The organism is Catenovulum maritimum (assembly GCF_001050375.1).
In the GTDB taxonomy this organism is placed as follows: Bacteria; Pseudomonadota; Gammaproteobacteria; order Enterobacterales; family Alteromonadaceae; genus Catenovulum; species Catenovulum maritimum.
This window is the reverse complement of the sequence record NZ_KQ130482.1, coordinates 200,877-220,261: the sequence shown is the minus strand read 5'-3', so window position 1 is coordinate 220,261 and position 19,385 is coordinate 200,877. Positions and strand designations below refer to the sequence as shown.

The window sequence follows — 19,385 nt, the reverse complement described above, 5'->3', positions numbered from 1 at the left end:
CAGTTGTGTGATAAATAAAGCCAATGGCATAAAAATAAAGCATAATAGCCTGAATACATTAGCAAAATTATACTTCTGTACATAACAAGCAGAACATATATAATATTTATACTACATTTAGTATTTTTAAACATGAAACATAAGCCGACAGATAACAATTTACTTGGATTTTCACTTTCCCTATTTACTGCCATTTTATGGGGGCTGTTACCTGTCAGTCTAAAACTTGTTTTAGAAGTTTTAGACTCCACCAGCATTACTGCGGCTAGGTTTTTATTTTCGGGTTTTTTCGTTTTCTTATTCTTATTCGTAACTAAGCGACTACCAAAATTAAAAATAGAACCGAAAAAAATCATAGTATCAATTCTACTGGTTTCGTTAGGGTTAAGTGCTAATTATATATTTTACGTTAAAGGCTTAGCTCACTTAACACCAGAAGCTGCACAGGTTTTGATCCAAATTGCCCCTTTCATTTTCATGTTGTTGAGCTGTCTTATTTTTAAAGAAAAACTAACGCTTTATGAAATATTAGGTGCCTGCATTCTATTTGTCGGTTTAATTTTATTTTTCAACGACAGGATTGCTTTATTGATATCCGGTCAGGCCGGTGAAAATATTGGCATCTTATTTATTTTGTGTGCTTCATTAGGTTGGTCAATATACGCCCTTTTTCAAAAAGGGTTACTAAGTCATTTTTCTTCGCAACAAATTATGCTGTATGTGTACCTAATAGGCGCTTTAATTTACTTCCCTTTTAGTGAAGTATCAGATCTTGCCAAAATGAATAGCCTACAAATTTATGCGCTCATTTTCGCATGTGCTAATACACTTTTTGGATATGGTGCATTTGCAGAAGCCTTACAACATTGGCCTGCTTATAAAGTTGCAGCAGTAACCGCTTTAGCCCCTTTGTTTACATTTATTGGTATGATTTTCGCTGTCGAAATATGGCCAACTCACTTTGTCTCTTCTGATTTGAACCAATACGCATATTTGGGCGGTATTTTAGTGATTATCGGCTCATTGGCGGCTAGCTTAGGTAAATTAAAAAAAGCAGCCCCGCCAATTAAAACCGCAGAGGTTAGCTAGCTACAGCTGCTTTAACGCATCTAATATAAGATGATGAGAAGAAAAATATTTATCCGCTTTACTCAACTTTTCTGCAGGCGTGAAGTCATGCTGGATTGCAAAACACTTTAAGTTAGCGGCTTTGGCCGACTGTATACCACTAGCTGAGTCTTCTATCGCGACCGCTTGCTCAGCGTTAATTCCGAGTTCAGATAAAGCTTTCAGATAACAGTCCGGTGCTGGTTTGCTAACTTCGACATCACCACCCGCGACGACCACCTCTAACTGATTAAGCAAGTTATGGTGCTGTAAGCTCCTCACAACGCTCGCGCGCTCTGCCCCAGAGACAACGGCAAGCTTAATCTTATTTTCTTTCGCCCAATTAATTATGGTCTGGATACCAGGCATGAGTGGAAAGGCGTTAGTTTGCAAAAAGATATCGGTTTGCTCTTCTTTTACCTTAGCTAAAGCAGCAGGAGAAATCGGTAAACGATATTTTTCAACTAAATATGCTGAAGTTATTTCACCCGGAATCCCAATTCTTGGAATAAAATCACTAAATTGATAATCAACCCCATAGCCTTGCAATATACCTTGCCAAATTTGGAACTGGCAAGGCTCAGAGTTTACTAAGGTACCGTCGTGATCAAGCAATAAAGCTTTTATTGGCTGCGCCATTTTATATTCTCTGTAATAGTTAACCTCATATATGAGGTTAGTTAAAAACTAAACAAGATATAGGCTAGCAATTACTAATCACTAAATTAGCCGATCGGGTTTGATTTGGCGTTAAGTACCAACTATTTGCAAACGCATTGCCGCGCTCAACACAGATAAATTGGGTATAGTTTTCGCCACCTAAATCAGCCATACCATCGGCTTTAGCGAAAGCAGGATTCCAGACAATCGCACTATTACAATCATCGCTCGATAATTTGATTGAATCAGAAGTCTTGATAATTTGGCTATTCGCAACATTTAAATAAATACGATCAACTTCACCATCAAAAACAACAGGTCCTTGTTGTATTTTAGCTTGATAGTTTTGTAAGTTATCTAAATAAGTGGTCCAGTCTAAGCCTTCAACAGAAGTCGTTGATAAATCACTTACTGGATGATAACTATGTAGCGCAAAGCTAACTGGCATCACTTGATCAGATAAATTTGCCACCACTAAATCAAGCGACAAACTTTTGCCTAAAGTGACTTTATACTCTGCGTTAAATTGATATGGGTAAACTGCCAAAGTATCATCGCTTGAAGCAAAACTGAAGACGATTTCAACCTCACCAGCTTGATTCACTTGAGCAGAAACCAGATCCCATAATTGACTACGAACAAAGCCATGACTAGCTTGGCTTTTATCAAATTGATTTTCGCCAAACCAAGGAAAACAAATAGGCACTCCGCCTCTTATCGCTTTACCAGATTTATATTGGCTTTTAGGGCTGTTCCATAACAATGGCGCTTTGCCTGTTGCTTGAAACTCGATTACGTGAGCGCCTTGCAGCGCAATCACTGCATGACATAAATCCGATTTAATCACTAAAATAGGTAGAGCTTCATGCTCTTGACCATAATAAGTTTGGCTATCAGTTAATTTAATTTGCTTGATATCAGCGATTAATTCAGATAATTGTGCAGTCATAATGTCTTCTGGATATATTAAAATTAACTTATTTTAATATTAATCTCATATATACCCAAGCCCCTTATCATTATAAGGGGTATAAAAAGGGGGAATACGTTTACCTTATTTACTTACATAGACTATTTTTGAGTTAAATCTCTGACTGAGTTTCTTTCGATTAAAGTTGGCATAAACAAATGAGTTTTTTGCGCTAATTTTTTGTTTTCTTGAGCTAATTCAATTGATAACTCAGTTGCATAAGCTGCCATTTCTTCGATTGGATAACACATGGTTGTTAGCCTAGGTCGACAGGCATTGGCTATATCTAAGTTATCAAAACCAACCACAGAAACATCTTCTGGAACTCGAATACCTTGGTCTTGAAGTTCATTCATTAAACCAACCGCCATCAAATCATTGTAAGCAACAACAGCCGTGAACTTTTTACCCGACTCAATCAAGGCTCTTGCGGCCAGAGCGCCACCTTCCATATTAGAAGTAGATTGCGCGATTAGACTACTCGGTATTGTTATACCTTCATCTTCCAGTGCTTTCAGTAGTCCCTGCACCCTTAGATCAGGATCTCGGTTTTTATAAACACTCGTGACAACCGCAAACTCTTTGTGTCCTTTTTCGAGTAAGTATTGACCAATTTGTTGACCACCAGAAACATTATCTAGCCAAACACATCGATTCGCTAAACTAGGTAAAAAACGATTAATGACAACTAATCCAGGGATTTCTTTCGCTAATTTAGCGAGTGTTTTTTCATCAGAGTAATCACTATGTATGATAATAGATTTACAATTATGTTCTCGTAACGAATCAATCGCAGCTTGCTCTGTTTCTTTTTCATATAATGAGTTAGTCATTAACAATTTATAGTTTATTTCTCGTGCCGCTTTTTCAACACCCGAGGCTAAACTACCAAAAAAAGACATAGATAATTTGGGCGTGACTATACCAATCGTTTTGCTCGAGCGATTGACTAAAGCTTGCGCATTTGAGTTAGGGCGATAACCCATTTCCTCGATTATTTTTTTAACTCTTGCTCGGCATTCATCGCCAACATTTCCGCCGTTGTGCACTACCCTAGAAATTGTAGCGGTTGAAACACCAGCCGCTCTAGCAACATCTTTTATTGTAACCATTTAACTACCTACATTACCCTTAGAGTCGGTATTACTGACCTTGTGATAATACCCTAAAATGAGATATGCGAACAGAGCTGAAATTATAGTGCCAAACACGAGAATATATTTCATCCCGAGCAGGCTAGCCTCGGCTTGATAGACCCCCATCTCAGCATCAAATCCGAGCCAATTTAAGCTAAGTGCAGCAATAACCATAGCCAAAGCAATAAAAATTCCAATAGCCCAATTGTACACAGAAACGAAAACGCCTTTGCTGTCACGCGCCTCAGTTTGACTATTTTCGTCAGATATATCAGCTAAAATTGCAGGCATCACAATTGCCATAGCAGTCCAAACTGGGCTACAAAAAACAGCGTCAGCAAGCAATAACCAGCGGGAATCTGGTACAAAAATAAACCATTTTAAAATACCGCCAAGCGCCGTCAGTAAAAAAATAATTTTCAATGTCGATATTTGCCCAACTTGCCTAACTAAACGTGTCACTATAGGTATATAAACAATTCCCATAATGGCATACGATGTAGATAATACACCTTTCCATACTGAGCCGGCAGCAATGTCTCCCGCTAATAAACGATACACGATTAAGTAATAATCCATAGCCGCAGCATAACCACCCACTAACATTTGTAAGCCAAGCACAATGAGTAAAATTTTCATTTTATGATTAGCAAAAACTTTAGCCAAATTTTGTTTTAAATTACGATTAACGGCTTGCTTATTTTTATACCCTGACACTGTGTTATTTGATTCAGATTTTAAAATAATCGGCACTATGCTTGCAAACCAAATAAAAACAAGCGCAACAGTCCATCCAACGAACATGATACCTTGGTGATTTGTAGCAAAAAATTCAGATTGACTCAGCGGGAAAAGCCACTGATAAAAAATCGAGGCCGTATAAGTAAAATAAGAAGCGAAGCCGATAATTTGAGTCCGTTTGTAAGAGCTTGAGCTCGCTTCATAGGTAAAACACGTTAATGGTATAGAGACAAAATTGGCAGCTAAATAAAAACCTAGTGTACAACAGACAAAATATAATAATTGCTGCGAATGCGTCCAACTTGGTTCGACCATCCATAACAAGCCATATAATCCCGCGCTAATAATTGAAAATATAAAAATATATGGCTTTCTTCTGCCAAATCTAGAGTTTGTGTCATCAGATAATTTGCCGACCCAAGGTCCAACAAAAGAAGCCAAGATTAAAGGTAAAGTAATTGCCAAACTTAAATGAAATGGGTTAATTCCTAAAGTCATTTGGTAGTAAGGGACGGCAAAAATTTCGATTCCTTTACTTATAAAAAACAAAGCTAAAAAGCCAATTCCATACGGAAGGTAAGGCAAAAAATTTGTTATTTGGTCTTGGCTTTCTAACTTCACCATCAGCTTACTTCTTGATTAAATACATATACTCAAGTTCTACAGCGTGCCAACCTTTTAGTGCCTGTGACGAATATTTACTTGCGTCAAAAGAAACTTGGCTACCTTGTATCTGATTTAAATTTAATAAAACATCTGCTTGCTTTAAGCTAGGATATTCCGCTGGTAAAAACATAGGATAACCATTTGTCATCATAGTTTTTACCGACGTTAAATCAGCAATCGATATTTGATAAAATTGCCAATTTTGTCCCACTTGAATCGTCTTACCAAAGGCAAGACCATCTTGATTTAACACAGCTATATTTACAAATTCATCTGTATCGCCTATTGCTCTTGCTTTAATCGCGAGCGTGTTATAACCGGACAAGTTTTTCGCAGAAAAGTGATTATCTTCGGCTAACGTCGACCTCAATAACCAATTTGAGCCTGATTGTTCTAGGTCCATTATGCTTAACCTAAAAGCGGTACCCAGACCATTTTGACCAGCGACATAATCCCACCGAGTCTTGCCCCACTTAGGGTATAATCGAGTATTTTGATCTTTCTCGGCATCAAACAATACCAAGATGGCATTTTCAGGCTTTAACTTAGACTGATAATAACCTTGATCAACAAAGTCCCAATCGGTTGGCGAGCCTTGTACGCCTCCCGGAAAAGTATAAAACTGCCCATTCGTTTTAACGGTGAAGGCATATTCAAGGTCTCCTGTGAGTTTCCAACTATCCGATTTTGGCAAGCTCACCTGATACTGGTTTGCTTCAACGTGTTCCATAGTCATTGGTGTAAAATGCGAATGACCACGGTATCGAACCATTAACTCAACTTGATCCGCTTGCTCAATAGCCCCTATGTTTACTTTAAATTGAATATCATCACTCAAGGTCCATTCTCTTTGAGCTTGATGATCTAAGGTGATTTTTTCAGAAACCTTGGCTGGTAAGTAAAACTGATTGTCCTGATTTTGTGCTATCTGGGCCAATTCAGTTGAGCTCATAGATGACTTAGACAGTAAATACTTTCCAGGTAAAACAGAAAATTTACCTTGTTTGGCTTTCTGCTTAAATTGATTGTCCTGATTAAAGCCTTTTACGTAAAATTGTTTGCCTAAGTTATCAAGCTTAAGTTCAAACTCTCGCATTCCAGAATAAAGCCTTACAACTTCTCGGCGCAAGCTAGAGTTTTGATGAGGATCTTGGATTTTTTGTGCATCTGGATACACTTCTAATAACCAAACGCCATCACTCACCTTATCAAAAAAGTATGCGCCTGTACCTTGGTATTTAACCACTTCAGAGCTGCCAACCCCAGCAACTTGAGTTAGAGCTTGATTAGCTTTAGGTTTTGCCTGATTGGTTGCTGTATATATCAATTTTTTAGCTTGATTTAATATGCTTAAATTATCTTTATAGCTAATACTAAAATCCGAAAAGTGATTATTTTCAGGGTAATTACCCGCATTAAATCCCCTAGGTAATTGACGAAAAGCTTCGCCCGCAATCAGCATACTAATGGCCTTTCTTGGGGTATAGAGTAAATTTAAAAAGTGAGTATTATAGTCCGCGTTGGTATGAGCGATAGGTGCAGGATCATAGGCAAATTGAGTTGCCCATTGGAAGCCTTCTTGCCTAAAACTTCGCGCCATAGCTGGGTACATAACCGCTTGTGTCACATCCGCAGCATCAAACTCATAAATCATCTTAGCTTTATTGCCACAGGCATTAATCTGCTTAAACGGATTGGTATATTCGGCCACACTAGGTAACAAATTAGAGGCAAGCCTAGAGTATTTAATTAACCCAGTTGGATACCATTGATATGCCACACCATCAATACTCGTATTACATACAGTTTCCGCAAATTTTGGCCGATCGCCCTGCTCACTAGTATTATAAAATAGCGGCTTAGTCACACCAACCGATTTAATGGTCTGGATAAGAGACTCAATATATTCACCGCTTGCGGCGTTATCGCCTGGATGCTTAGGTTCATTAAAAATTTCGAACGCTAAAATATTTGGGTCTTCGCCATAGGCTATGCCTGTATATTTATTTTTATGTGCCATAAATTGGCGTAAATAATTTTGTTGTGCCTTAATCGCGGCTGGGTTTTGGTTCATCTCAGCTTTGGTGTATAACGCAGCAAACCCAGGTTCTTTCGGATCGGCTTCTGGATACCCAGATCCCCACCAAGCAATGGGGGTAATAATTGCTGTTATATTTCGTTCAGCTAAGCGCATTAATAAATAATCAAACAACTCCAAATGTTCATTATTTAATAAGTTACCTTGCTGATCGGTAATAACACGATCCCATATGTGGATCCGATACGCATCCATTCCCATACGCTCAATGTGATCAACATCCATATCTATCGTGTGTTTTGGATCTATATTCAGTTTTTTCAGTGCGCGATAACTAAATGCAAAGGGAGAACTGTAATTAACCCCAAATAACGCGACTTCTTGGCCATTTGGCCACTTTAAAACGCCATCCGATACATAAGCATCTTGCTGCATTGCTTGGAGGTTTAAACTAGTAAATAAGCTACTCGCTAAAAAAAGGGCTGTGCTAAGTGATTTCATTTTTAAATACCAACAAGGAAAAAAGAGAAAACGAGCATGCTAACTATCAGATGCTCGCAATTTTTAGTTAAAGCTCTGAGATATCTAACCAAGGGGTTGAAATATCCTTTTCCTTGTAATGCGCTCTAATTTTGGCTCCTTCAAGACTAGCACCAATTTTCAGTAAACCTGAGGCAATGCCTTTTTCTGATAAAGCAAAATCTTTTGCTATCAGTTGAACATCTCCTTGAGTTTCAAAATGAACCTTCTGCTCGTTGATAGGCACCACACGCCCATTAGCATCAGTTAAGTTGGCGTATACAAAAACAGCATCATTAACCCCTGTTGCAGGTAATTTGCCGCTTGTATCTATCTCAAGCTCAATCGAGCTCACCTGCCCTGGTGTTGCAACACTATGCTCAGCAACTAATTGCTTGTTTATGTAGGCTTTCGCGATTAATTCGCCTGCTTCAAATTTATCGAGTTCGAACTCAAAAGGAGGATGAGCTAAGTTACTCGACAAATCATTGACTAGCGGCTTGTTACGACTGATTAGCTGACCATTTAGCCACAGCTCCACTTCATCTGCATTACTAAATACTCTGACATTTAAACTAGACTCAGCTTGCCATTCACTCGCAATAAAGACCATAGGACCAGACTGATAATCTGAAGATACTATATCTGCCGAACGCTGACTTTGGTAAAAATAATAGCTATATTTAGGCGAACGGAAAATACTCATAATGCCAGACGCTTCTAAATCGTCTGCATAGCCTCGGTTATAATCAAACATTACCCAATATCCATCCGCAAATGCAGGTGTATTCAAGTTATCGTTATGCGCTTCTTGTATATTTCGAGCTTGCTGTAACAAACGTTTTTCGCCTGTCGAAAGTAATTGACGGCTAGTTCTTTCTTCGGCTTTTAAATCAGCCCAAGAATCCTGACTTAAGCCCGCATTTTGCGCATAGTATTCCCAATCGCCGTATTCAGATACATTGTATGGCTGAGTAGGTTTTGAATAATGTTCAAGCCTATGCTGACGAGCTTGTAAATAAAGATCGAAACCCGTCTGCCAACCTGCTGAATAAGAACCTGGATATTCAGAGTGAACCGCTGTATTTAAGCTAGTTAAGAAGTAATCTGGCATCCAAGATTCATTTAATGAACACTCCCAAGCGATCACACTTGCATGGTTTCTGTCGCGACGGATTAAATCACGACAAGTTTGAAGAATTTGCTCTCTGAACTCTTTAAATGGCGAGTAATACTGCCAGCCTAAAATGGCATCAATTAACACTAAGCCAAGTTCATCTGCTGCAGCCATGAAGGCTTTTGAATGTGGATAATGCGACAGTCGAACATAATCAAAACCAGCTGATTTTATCTTGTACGCATCACGGTAATCCGCTTCGGCAGAAATAGCATAACCTAAATGTGGGTATTCCTGATGGCGATTTACGCCACGCAAAAAGAACTTTTCACCATTTATGTATAATTGATGTTTGTCATCAAATTTAAACTCACGGATACCAATTCGAGTCTCGGTTGTTTCCTGCAATACATTGCTTGCATATAACTGAGTTTCAAGCTGATATAAATTAGGGTGATTTGGATGCCACAATTCAGGGTTTATCACATCCAATGTTTGGCTGACTTGCTTAGCCGATTGCTTGTCTAATTGATAACTAGCTTGTGCTTGAGCAACCACTTTTCCATCTTTTTTAAGTAACTGGACTAACTTAATATCTTGATTAACTAAGTCTGAATTTTGGACATGCGTTTTAATTTCGACTCTTGCTTTGTCTTTTGAGACCATAGGATAAGTCACGAAAATACCGCCTGAAGCTTCTTCTGCCGCTAAAATTTCATCAGTAATATGAAGCTTATTTTTAACCAATAAGTTAGCGTCTCGGTATAACCCACCATAAGTATTGAAATCTAAAAACTCTAACGGCTTAGGCCCTGTAATATAGCTATCATTATTATCAAGTTTTACTAACAAGTGATTTGCTTGGCCAAAATTTAAATGCTCAGTTAGATCAACAACAAAAGGTAAGTACCCTCCAACATGCTGGCCGATATGTTCCCCATTTAGCCATAAGTCAGCAATATTCATTGCAGCTTCAAACCGAACTAAGATAACTTTGTCTTGCCACTGAGTTGGTAAATTTATACTCTTTTTATACCAGCTAAACCCCTGGAACTGGTCATTCACAACGATAGGTTCAATTTTAGGTGTATGGGGTAAAGATACTTGCTGCCAAGTGTCAGCAGCCAAATTTGTCACATCAATATCAGTTTTGGATTTAACAAACTGCCAATCTTGATTAATATTTATGACTTGGGCTTGTTCAGAAAGAGGGAATTGAGAAATATCGCTCGATTTATTATTCTCGCTAGATTGCTGATTGTTACAGCCAGCTAATAAAAAGGGGATAGAAAATAAAAAGGTGCGGACGAAAGCATTCATGTGTCATTTACCTGGGTTAAAATTACTAAATTTACTCAGCCTGTAGCACTATTTACAGGCTGAGCTTTAAACTTTAAAAATTAATGTTTGCCTTACATTGAATATTGGAAACCGATTAAGTAACGACGACCCCATTCAACATTATATGCAGGCTTAGCGTAGTCATTATCCCAATAATTAACGGATGATTCGTTGGTTAGGTTTTGAGCTTGTAAAGTAACTTTTAACTGCTCAGTGATAAAGTAACCAAGACTCGCATCAGCTGTTGTTTCAGATGAATTTAAATTCACTTTTGATGGGATCCAGCTATTTACACCCGTATATTCACTGCGATAATTCACAGAAATTCGCGCATCAAAACCGTCTTTGTCGTACCACAAAGTAAAGCTGGCGATATCTTTTGATAAACCACCTAAATTATATGGATTATTTTCCGGTTTAAATTCCATCACATCACTGTCTGTATAAGAATAGTTTGCGTAAATACCTAAACCATCAAAAGGTGCAGGTAACATATCTAAAGACTGTTGATATAAAATTTCAAAACCTTGAATAACGCCGCCATCACCATTGAGTGTTCGAGTGATATCGTATTCGTCGTTGTTGTAGCTAATAACGCTGTCTTCAAGACCTATGTGTGATTTTAAGTCTTTATAGAAATAGTTAATTGAAGCTGCTGAACTTTCTCCCCAATAATATTCATAACCTAAATCGAATTGATCTGCTATGTATGGGTCTAATGTCGGATTACCGCCACTTGCAGTGTACGGAAAGCTAGATTTATCAAAACTAAAGCCTGTTCTCATTTCTAATAATGGTGGGCGAGACATAGTACGCGCAGCGCCTAAACGAATTTGAGAGTCATTTGTGATATTAAAAACCATATTAAGTGAAGGTAAAACTTCATCGTACTCATGACTGACTTGAGTTGGTGTAATTATGGTTGGCTGCTGCCAATTACCCGGAGACACTTCTGTCCAATCACCAAGTTCACTGGTATGGCCTGTCGAAGTCACTTCTGTTTTAGCATAACGCACACCCAAATTACCAGTAAAAGGAATCCCGGCCAAATCGCCTGTAATATCAAGCTGCACATAGGCTGCCGTATTTTTTTCGGTTAACTCCCAAGACGCGAGTAAATTCTTATCATCTCGATTGCCAGCAGGATTTTTCGCACCACCAAAGGCTTTTTCAGCGACCATATCCCAATCTTTAAAGGTATAAATATGCGGCACTAAATCTGCATCTGTGATGTTAAATTCAGCCACTAAATCATCCCATTGTGCAGCTTGATCAGCAAAGACACTTTTATCAAACGCATACTCATTACCAATTGTATATATTTCGCCAAAATCAGTTAAACCATGATCTAAATTTGCCGTACGAGTCCAATCATTTAGTTCATCATTAACTTTCGTTCTGTCTGTTACACGGGCACCAAATGATAACTTACTGAAAATGCTAAAATCTAAATCGCGTTCAAAATCCAAATTTATATTAGCCATTTCATCTGTGAGCTCTCGATCGCCCACACCTGTCATAGTTGCTGGAACCTGAACTTCAACCCAAGTACCTGAACCAGCTGGTATTTCTTGCCATTCTAAACCAGCTAAGCCATAGCTGTTCGCATCATTAACAGACCCTATACCTAAAGGTTGAGCACCGCCATTTTCAACAGCATTAAAGCCAACTAAATAATCACCACCGCTAAAATTAGGCGTAATATTCGCCCAAACTGAGTTAATACTTGCTTCTGATAAGCCTATGTCTAGCCTTGTTGTCCAAACATCGCCAATATATTCTAAATTAACTCCTGCACTTAACATTTCATTAGTTTGGAACCAAGTAGGCACTGAGACATATGTGCCACCCCCCCTTTGAATCCCAGCTTGTAAACGTTCGCTATTAGCATCCTGCCCATCAACAATAACAGGTACCAAGCCAGACGAATGGTAAGCATCATAACCCCAACCTCTTGGTCCGCTTCCGTCGTCCGCCCAGTTACCTAAATCGCCAGCCCCCATTTGATCATCGCGTTCTTGAATATCAAATTGCGAATAAAATAAGTCACCTTTAATAGTCAAACTATCGCTTGGCTTGTATTCTAAAATTAATAATCCAGCTGTTCTTTCGTTATTGCCTCGTTTACTCTTGGCGACAACACCCCAAGGCGCATCTTCCACTTTGCCATTTTCATTCAAATCTCCACGGTTAGCCGCATTGTTATAGTCCCAGGATTCAATACCTTTTTCTAACGAAGGCTGATCTTGATAAGTTAAACCAAAGGCATAGCCAAAAGTTTCAGATACTTGGTCAACAATACTAAAATTTGCTTTATAGCCTTTACCATCTGTGCCTGGTAAATCATTACCTAACTCGTTATACATATAGCTCGCACCAAAATTAATCAGGCGCTTATCTTTTGATAACGGACTAACAAAATTCATATTCACTAAACCAGAAATACCACCTTCAGCTTTACTTGCCAGCGGACTTTTATAAACTTCTACCGAATCAATCAATTCCGCAGGAAATTGCTCAAAGCGAACATCTCGGCTTGGTTCAGCTGAAACAATTTCACGATTGTTCATAGTTGCAACATTGAGTCTTGGTCCCATACCACGAATAGAGATCCGACTCGCATTTCCTCTATCTCGAGAAGCCGCAATACCCGGTAAACGAACGAGAGAGTCCGTAATACTAACATCCGGTAAAGTACCTAAATCATCTGAAGAAATAATTTCAACAACGCTTGGTGAAAAACGTTTTTCTCTTAATGCCTTACCTAAACTTGAACCAAATCCTTTTACCGAAATCACTTCGATCTCATCTTCTGTTTCAACATTTTCAGCAGCGAAAACAGCTGGTTGATATAAGAGCTGAGAAATCGCTAAGGTTAGTGCAGTTTTTTTAAGGTTAAATTTCATTTGTGCCTCGGGTATTTCTATATTTATGTAATGTTAAATGTATTGTTTGGTTTGAATATGAACAGTTCATTTGTTTATTTATACATCAAGTTAATCGTTTACCAAAGCTTTTTTATAAAAAAAATCACACAAAAAACAACAAAAACAACCCAAAAAACAAAAAAACAATTCAAATTCAACCACTTAAATAAAAAACCAATTTAATATTGTTTTTAACAAATAGTACACACAATAGTAATAAAACCAAAACAACTCAAAATAAAAAGTAAAAGATTGAGTAAACGATTACCTAATGTCATAATTAATATGAGATGTACATGGCACGAGTTAAAATGAGGGTGACAAAATGAAGTTTGCAAGAAAAATAAGATTAAAAACTTGGGTAAATTGGTTGGCGTCTAAATTCATCATTTATATTTTTACTTGTTTTACTGCCCAAGCCTCTGTTGAAAACATACAACAAGAAATAAATGAGAACTGGTATTTTCATAAAGGCGACTTAAAATTATTAGCGGCAACCAGTAGCGAAAATCAGGAAAAATTGTGGAGAAAAATTAATATCCCACACGACTGGTCGATTGAAAATTTAGCAGCTAGCCAGAGTCCTTTTACGCCAAATTCAATTGATGCATATGACACTGGCTACGTAGTTGGTGGTATTGGCTGGTACAAAAAAAATATCCCCTTAAATGAGCTAGCTAAGTTTGAGAGCGTTATGCTCCACTTTGGCGGTGTTTACTTAAACTCAGAAGTGTATTTAAACGGCCAGTTAATTGGCGGCCAGCATAATGGATATACCGCCTTTGAGATCAATATTGAGCCGTATTTAAATTACCAAGGCGACAACACGCTAGCAGTTAAGGTCAATAATAATCATCTAAATAGTCGCTGGTATTCTGGCTCAGGCATATATCGTCCCATAAGCATTCATTTCCACCAATCAAGCTATCAAAAAACAGACTCTCCCTTTATCACAACTGAAGTGTTCGACAATTCAGCTAAAGTAAACTTGTTATCCGAAGTGATAGTCTCACAGCGCAAAGTTAATTCCCGCATCCTAAAAACTGAAATTTTTGATACTGAAAGTAACCTAGTCAGTTTTCAACAGCAAAAACTAAAAGCGCAAGTTAAACAACAAAATCTAAAAATAGAATTAATTATCAACCAAGCTAAACTTTGGCAACCCGGTAAGCCTTACTTATATCTAGCGAAGCAATCAATAATTGAAGATGGTCAAATTATTCATAGCCAAACTCGTCATTTTGGTATCCGCACATTAAATTTTGACCCTGAGCAAGGGCTTTTAATCAACAACAATCCCATTAAACTAAAAGGCATGAATCTGCACCATGATAATTATCTTCTTGGTGCTGCCGCATACCAAGCCGCAGAAGAGCGTAAGGTTCGTATAATTCTAGATGCTGGCTTTAATGCGGTTAGAACTTCACACAACCCGCCCTCTAAAGCTTTTTTAAATGCCGCTGATCAGCAAGGGTTACTAGTAATAAGTGAAGCTTTCGACGCTTGGAACCAACAAAAATGGGATCACAAGAATGATTATTCATCTCGTTTTATTCAAGATTGGCAAACCGATTTGACTAATTTTATAAAACGAGATCGTAGCCATCCGAGCATTATTATGTGGAGCATAGGCAATGAGATCCCAGAGCAAACCAGTGATTTAGGCGCAAAAACAGCAAAAAAATTGATTCAGGTCGTTAATAAATTAGACCCAAGCCGACCCGCTACTATAGGTGCAAATACCTCTGACACTTGGTCTGACAAATTGCTGTCACAGTTTTCCGTTGTAGGTTACAACTACCAAGAATTTAATTACTTAAAAGACAGAGAACGTTTCCCTAACCGATTAATGTACGGCTCAGAAACATACTCAAACCGAGCCTTTGAATATTGGCAATATGTTGAAAAATACCCTTTCATCATAGGCGACTTTGTCTGGACAGGTTGGGACTATATTGGTGAAGCGTCAATTGGCTGGACTGGCTATGCGCCAGAGTGGAAAGGTTTAGCCCCTTTTCCTTGGACACTTGCCTACTGTGGCGAGTTAGACGTCTTAGGTAATAAACGACCTTCGGCATATTATCGAGATGTATTATGGAAAACAGGTAAGAATAAAATATCAGCTTTTATAGAAAGTCCCTTTCCGTCGCTCCAACCTGCCCAAAATCCAGATTGGTATTTACATTGGGTTCAACCAGATTTGCATCCAAGTTGGACTTGGCCAGGCCAAGAGAATAAAGCGTTAAACGTCTTGGTTTATTCAGCTTACCCTGAGGTTGAGCTGTTTTTAAATGGTCAGAGTTTAGGAAAAAAAGCCACCTCAAAAGCCACAGAGTACAAAACGAGCTATTCAGTGCCCTACCAAGCAGGATTACTAGAGGCAATCGGTTATGATTCAGCAGGTAATACGCAAGGTAGGTGGCAGCTTAAAACTAGTCAGCAAGCCAAGAAAATTAGTTTATCAGCAGAAAAACTAAATTTAACACCAGATGGCAGAGATTTAGTTTATATTACGGCGCAATTGCTAGATGAAAATGATCACACTGTTTACTACTGGGATTATGATCTTGAGTTAAACTTATCAGTCTCGGGGGCTGGGGAGCTAATCGCACTGGGCAATGCCAATCCGGCTTCCGTTGAAGGGTTTCAAGTCAATCAAAGAAATACTTTTCGGGGTAAACTTGTAGCGGTAGTAAAAAGCCTTAAAAATCAAATTGGTCAAGTGACAGTATCCGCTACAGCTAAAGGATTAAAGCCTGCAGAAGTCATACTCACTTCATTTCAGCAAGAGTAAAATTGTATTTAGTATAGTCAGTCGCTAAGCTTGAAATACTTGAATTTTTTAACTCAATAACTCGTCGAGATTTTAAATTTAATTGTTTCAAGCTACTACCAAAGTGACTTTGCCACAAGGCCATAAAAGAACCATCTTCAAAAGCTCGGTTTAAACCGACTTCTATCCGCTTAGCTGCATTTAGATTCGATTTAGAAGTAATAAAAAATCTTGGTAATGGGTAATGGAATATAAAATGCGGCTCTACTGATAAATTAGGGTATTTAGTGATAAAGTTATCTAACTCATATGAAATTTCATTTGCGCCTCGAAGCAGAATATCCGCTCTCGAAAGTGAAATCATACGAAACAAGCTATCGTAATTAGAAATACCAAAAACATTATAGCCATTTTGTTTTAATATTTGTGTATCTAACCAGCCATCACCTTGAATTATGCTTAATCTTTTAAGCTCATCAAGTGACATATTTTTATTAAATTTGTCGAGCCTTTCAGGGTTAATTATCCCAACACGATAGCCAACTATGCCTCTTTCAATTGGAATTTCTACTGCTTTAAACTTAGTTAAAATATCATCATCAATTGAAGTTTGGATAAAAAAGTTAGTGTAAAAGTTTTGTTCGAGGAGTTTTAAATTTCTTTTGTAATTACTGCCACGTTTAGTTGGCTGTAATACATAGTCACCAAAATCAGCTTTGGTGGCTTCTAAAGCCAATACCAGTAATTTTTTATCATATCTATTTCTATCATCGTCTTCGGTTTCACCTTGATTATAAGTAAATACCTCAGCCGCATATACAGTGATGCTAAAAATGAAAATCAAACTAATGATAAAGCTGTTAATAAAGATTTTTTTAGTCACATCAATCAGAATAGTTAACAATATCTAATTAACAGCATAGCTTATCTAGCAGAAAATACCTAGACTGGAATTTCGATCCCCATTTCTCGCATCTTAGCAATCTTGTATCTTAAAGTACGTGGGCTGATACCTAGCTTATCTGCAACACGATTTCGTTTGCCATGACAAGCCAACAAAGTATCTAGAATAATCTGATGCTCTTGTTGTCTTAACTCTTTACCCAGAGATTCCTCTTGACTCACTGGCTCATTTTGCGGCATAGCGGTATCTAATTCGATTAAAATATCGCAACCATCAATTACTTGATATTGAGCCAGTATTAACGCTCGCTGAATAACATTATCCAACTCCCTGACATTACCTGGCCAATCATGTTGCTGTAATTTAGTTCGCGCTGCCATAGTGAGTTTAGGTGCGGTTCTATTGTCTTTTTTAACATGCCTTTCAATTAAATGCTCAGCTAAAGGTAATATATCCATTTTACGTTCCGCTAAAGATAACCAAGTTAACGGAAAAACATTTAATCGATAGTACAAATCTTCTCTAAACAGGCCTTCAGCTACCGCTTGTTTTAAGTCCCGATTACTGGTTGCTATCACTCTGACATCCAATTTCAAAGTTTTACGACTGCCTAACCTTTCGACTTCTCTTTCTTGCAAAACACGAAGTAATTTTGCTTGTAGTCCTAAATCCATCTCAGAAATTTCATCGAGTAAAATCGTACCGCCTTGCGCCTGCTCAAATTTACCAGGGCTGGCTTGCAAAGCGCCAGTAAATGCGCCTTTTTCATAGCCGAATAAAGTAGCCTCTAGCATGTTTTCAGGAATAGCAGCGCAGTTTATCGCAACAAAAGCTTCTTCAGCTCTAGGCGATTCTTGATGGATATAGCGTGCGAGTACTTCTTTACCCGATCCGCTTGGCCCAAGCACTAAGACAGATGCATCAGACTTCGCAACTCGGCTGGCTAACTTTAATAGTTCTAAGCTTTTATCATCTTGCGCCACTGGGTTTAATTTAGGGTTCTCAGTAGTTGGCATATAACGACCGACTAAACTCAGTAAAACTTCAGGCGCAAAAGGTTTTGCTAAATAATCTGTCGCGCCTTCTTTCATCGCATCAACAGCATCTTTAATATTGGCAAATGCGGTCATGAGTAAAAATGGCATATTCGGCAATTTAGCTTTAACATTTCGTAGCAAAGATAAACCATTGATACCAGGCATTTGCACATCACTAAATATCATAGAGACAGAATGCGAATTCAATTTAATTAAAGCGTCTTCTCCGCTGTCAGCTTCAATACACTGATAGCCTGCTATAGCTAATGTATCGACTATGGCTTCTCTTAAATTGGCGTCATCTTCAACAATTAAAATTTGATTTTCCATGGTATTCTCCATTAGTTCTGGCCAGCGACTTGCGCTAAAACAGCATTTTCAGCGACAGCTAATTCTATCGTGAAAGTACAACCTTGCTCTGGTTTGGAATCAATAAACACTCTACCTTGATGTTGTTCGGCAACTGATTTAACCACAGCTAATCCCAAGCCAGTACCTTTAGTACGGGTTGTATAAAAGGGATCAAATACAGATTGCTGTAATTCAGGTGAAATACCAGGGCCATTATCTGAAACTTGAATCCAAACCAAGCTAGGATCTTTATCTGAACGCTTAGCCGATACCCTAATTTGAGCCCCTTTTGGTATCATTTGAATACTGTTATGGATCAAGTTTTGTATTGCACTGGCTAAAGCATTTTGATTACCAAAAATTAAGATATCAGGCTCTGGTAATTCCGCTGTAAGTTGACCATGATTTTGAATAATCATAGCTTCACTACCTGCCTGAACTTCTGATAATAACTGTTGCAAAGATAACTTTTCAGCGACTTGTTTTTGACCGCTTTTAGCAAACAGCAACATATCATTAATCTGGCTTTCAAGATCATGTAAACGAGCAACGAGTTTCTTCTGAAAATTCGACTGTGCCGTTTTATTTAAACTTTGATTCGCTAAATTGGCTGCATATAACATAGCAGCTGATAAAGGGGTTCTAATTTGATGAGCAAGTGAAGCCATCATTTTACCCAGTACACTTAACTGGCTAAGGTGATTTAATCTCGCTTGAAGCAGTCGAGTCTCGGTTAAATTTGTGATTAGAATTAATTGACCGCGCTCAGGCGATAAGTCTATTGTTTCTAATTTCACTCTACGACCATCATGTAGTGACACTTCATGACCGTCGTCGGCTTGTGGATTAAATGAACGTTTAATAACTTCAAGCCACTTTAAATTAATTAAAGGTTCACCGAGCAAATCGATCGCAATTTGATTTGCTTCTTCGACAAAACCAAATTCATTTAAAATAACGACGCCAGCAGGTAATACATTAACTAAATGCGTTAAACGGGCAGCCTGACCTCTTAACTCATCTAGTTCACCTAGATAAGATTCTTGTTTAAGCTCTGGAGTTTGTTTAAATGCGACTTGCATGTCATCACCTGCGTCA

The 19,385-nt window shown here is 38.1% G+C and carries 12 protein-coding genes; 2 read left to right on the top strand and 10 right to left on the bottom strand.

The window, feature by feature from the left end:
* Positions 1-132: 132 nt before the first annotated feature.
* Complete coding sequence (locus tag XM47_RS00730) at positions 133-1,089, top strand: DMT family transporter (RefSeq protein ID WP_048688237.1); 957 nt, start codon at positions 133-135, stop codon at positions 1,087-1,089.
* Here XM47_RS00730 and XM47_RS00725 read toward each other — a convergent pair whose 3' ends face one another.
* The 7 genes from XM47_RS00725 to XM47_RS00695 all read right to left on the bottom strand — a co-directional run bounded on the left by XM47_RS00725 (position 1,090) and on the right by XM47_RS00695 (position 13,201).
* Complete coding sequence (locus tag XM47_RS00725; protein WP_048688235.1) at positions 1,090-1,746, bottom strand: HAD family hydrolase; 657 nt, start codon at positions 1,744-1,746, stop codon at positions 1,090-1,092.
* A gap of 64 nt (positions 1,747-1,810) precedes the next feature.
* Positions 1,811-2,716, bottom strand: coding sequence for a D-hexose-6-phosphate mutarotase (locus XM47_RS00720; protein WP_048688232.1), 906 nt, complete (start codon positions 2,714-2,716; stop codon positions 1,811-1,813).
* 122 nt (positions 2,717-2,838) lie between these two features.
* Positions 2,839-3,849, bottom strand: coding sequence for a LacI family DNA-binding transcriptional regulator (locus tag XM47_RS00715; protein ID WP_048688230.1), 1,011 nt, complete (start codon positions 3,847-3,849; stop codon positions 2,839-2,841).
* Positions 3,850-5,238 carry an MFS transporter gene (locus tag XM47_RS00710; protein WP_048688227.1) on the bottom strand — a complete coding sequence of 463 codons (1,389 nt, stop codon included), beginning with the start codon at positions 5,236-5,238 and terminating at the stop codon, positions 3,850-3,852.
* A 4-nt stretch (positions 5,239-5,242) separates the two neighbouring features.
* Entirely contained in the window at positions 5,243-7,819 is a 2,577-nt protein-coding gene (locus XM47_RS00705; protein WP_048688224.1) for a family 1 glycosylhydrolase, read from the bottom strand.
* Positions 7,820-7,886: 67 nt separating this feature from the next.
* Positions 7,887-10,274: a glycoside hydrolase family 2 protein gene (locus XM47_RS00700; protein ID WP_078061789.1), complete on the bottom strand. Its 2,388-nt coding sequence runs from the start codon at positions 10,272-10,274 to the stop codon at positions 7,887-7,889.
* A gap of 92 nt (positions 10,275-10,366) precedes the next feature.
* On the bottom strand, positions 10,367-13,201 hold the full coding sequence (locus tag XM47_RS00695) for a TonB-dependent receptor (RefSeq protein ID WP_048688222.1): 2,835 nt from the start codon (positions 13,199-13,201) through the stop codon (positions 10,367-10,369).
* A 346-nt stretch (positions 13,202-13,547) separates the two neighbouring features.
* Here XM47_RS00695 and XM47_RS00690 point away from each other — a divergent pair, with 346 nt between their 5' ends.
* Entirely contained in the window at positions 13,548-16,016 is a 2,469-nt protein-coding gene (locus XM47_RS00690) for a glycoside hydrolase family 2 TIM barrel-domain containing protein (protein WP_048688219.1), read from the top strand.
* Here the strand turns inward: XM47_RS00690 and XM47_RS00685 are convergent.
* Genes XM47_RS00685 through XM47_RS00675 form a run of 3 tightly spaced genes read right to left on the bottom strand, consistent with a single transcriptional unit; the run spans position 15,994 to position 19,369 of the window.
* Complete coding sequence (locus tag XM47_RS00685) at positions 15,994-16,878, bottom strand: hypothetical protein (protein WP_149865421.1); 885 nt, start codon at positions 16,876-16,878, stop codon at positions 15,994-15,996. The genes XM47_RS00690 and XM47_RS00685 overlap by 23 nt on opposite strands.
* A 59-nt stretch (positions 16,879-16,937) precedes the next feature.
* Positions 16,938-18,266 carry a sigma-54-dependent transcriptional regulator gene (locus XM47_RS00680; protein WP_048688215.1) on the bottom strand — a complete coding sequence of 443 codons (1,329 nt, stop codon included), beginning with the start codon at positions 18,264-18,266 and terminating at the stop codon, positions 16,938-16,940.
* Between the two features lie 11 nt (positions 18,267-18,277).
* Positions 18,278-19,369, bottom strand: a complete 1,092-nt coding sequence (locus XM47_RS00675; RefSeq protein ID WP_048688212.1) for a sensor histidine kinase — start codon at positions 19,367-19,369, stop codon at positions 18,278-18,280.
* Between the last annotated feature and the right edge of the window lie 16 nt (positions 19,370-19,385).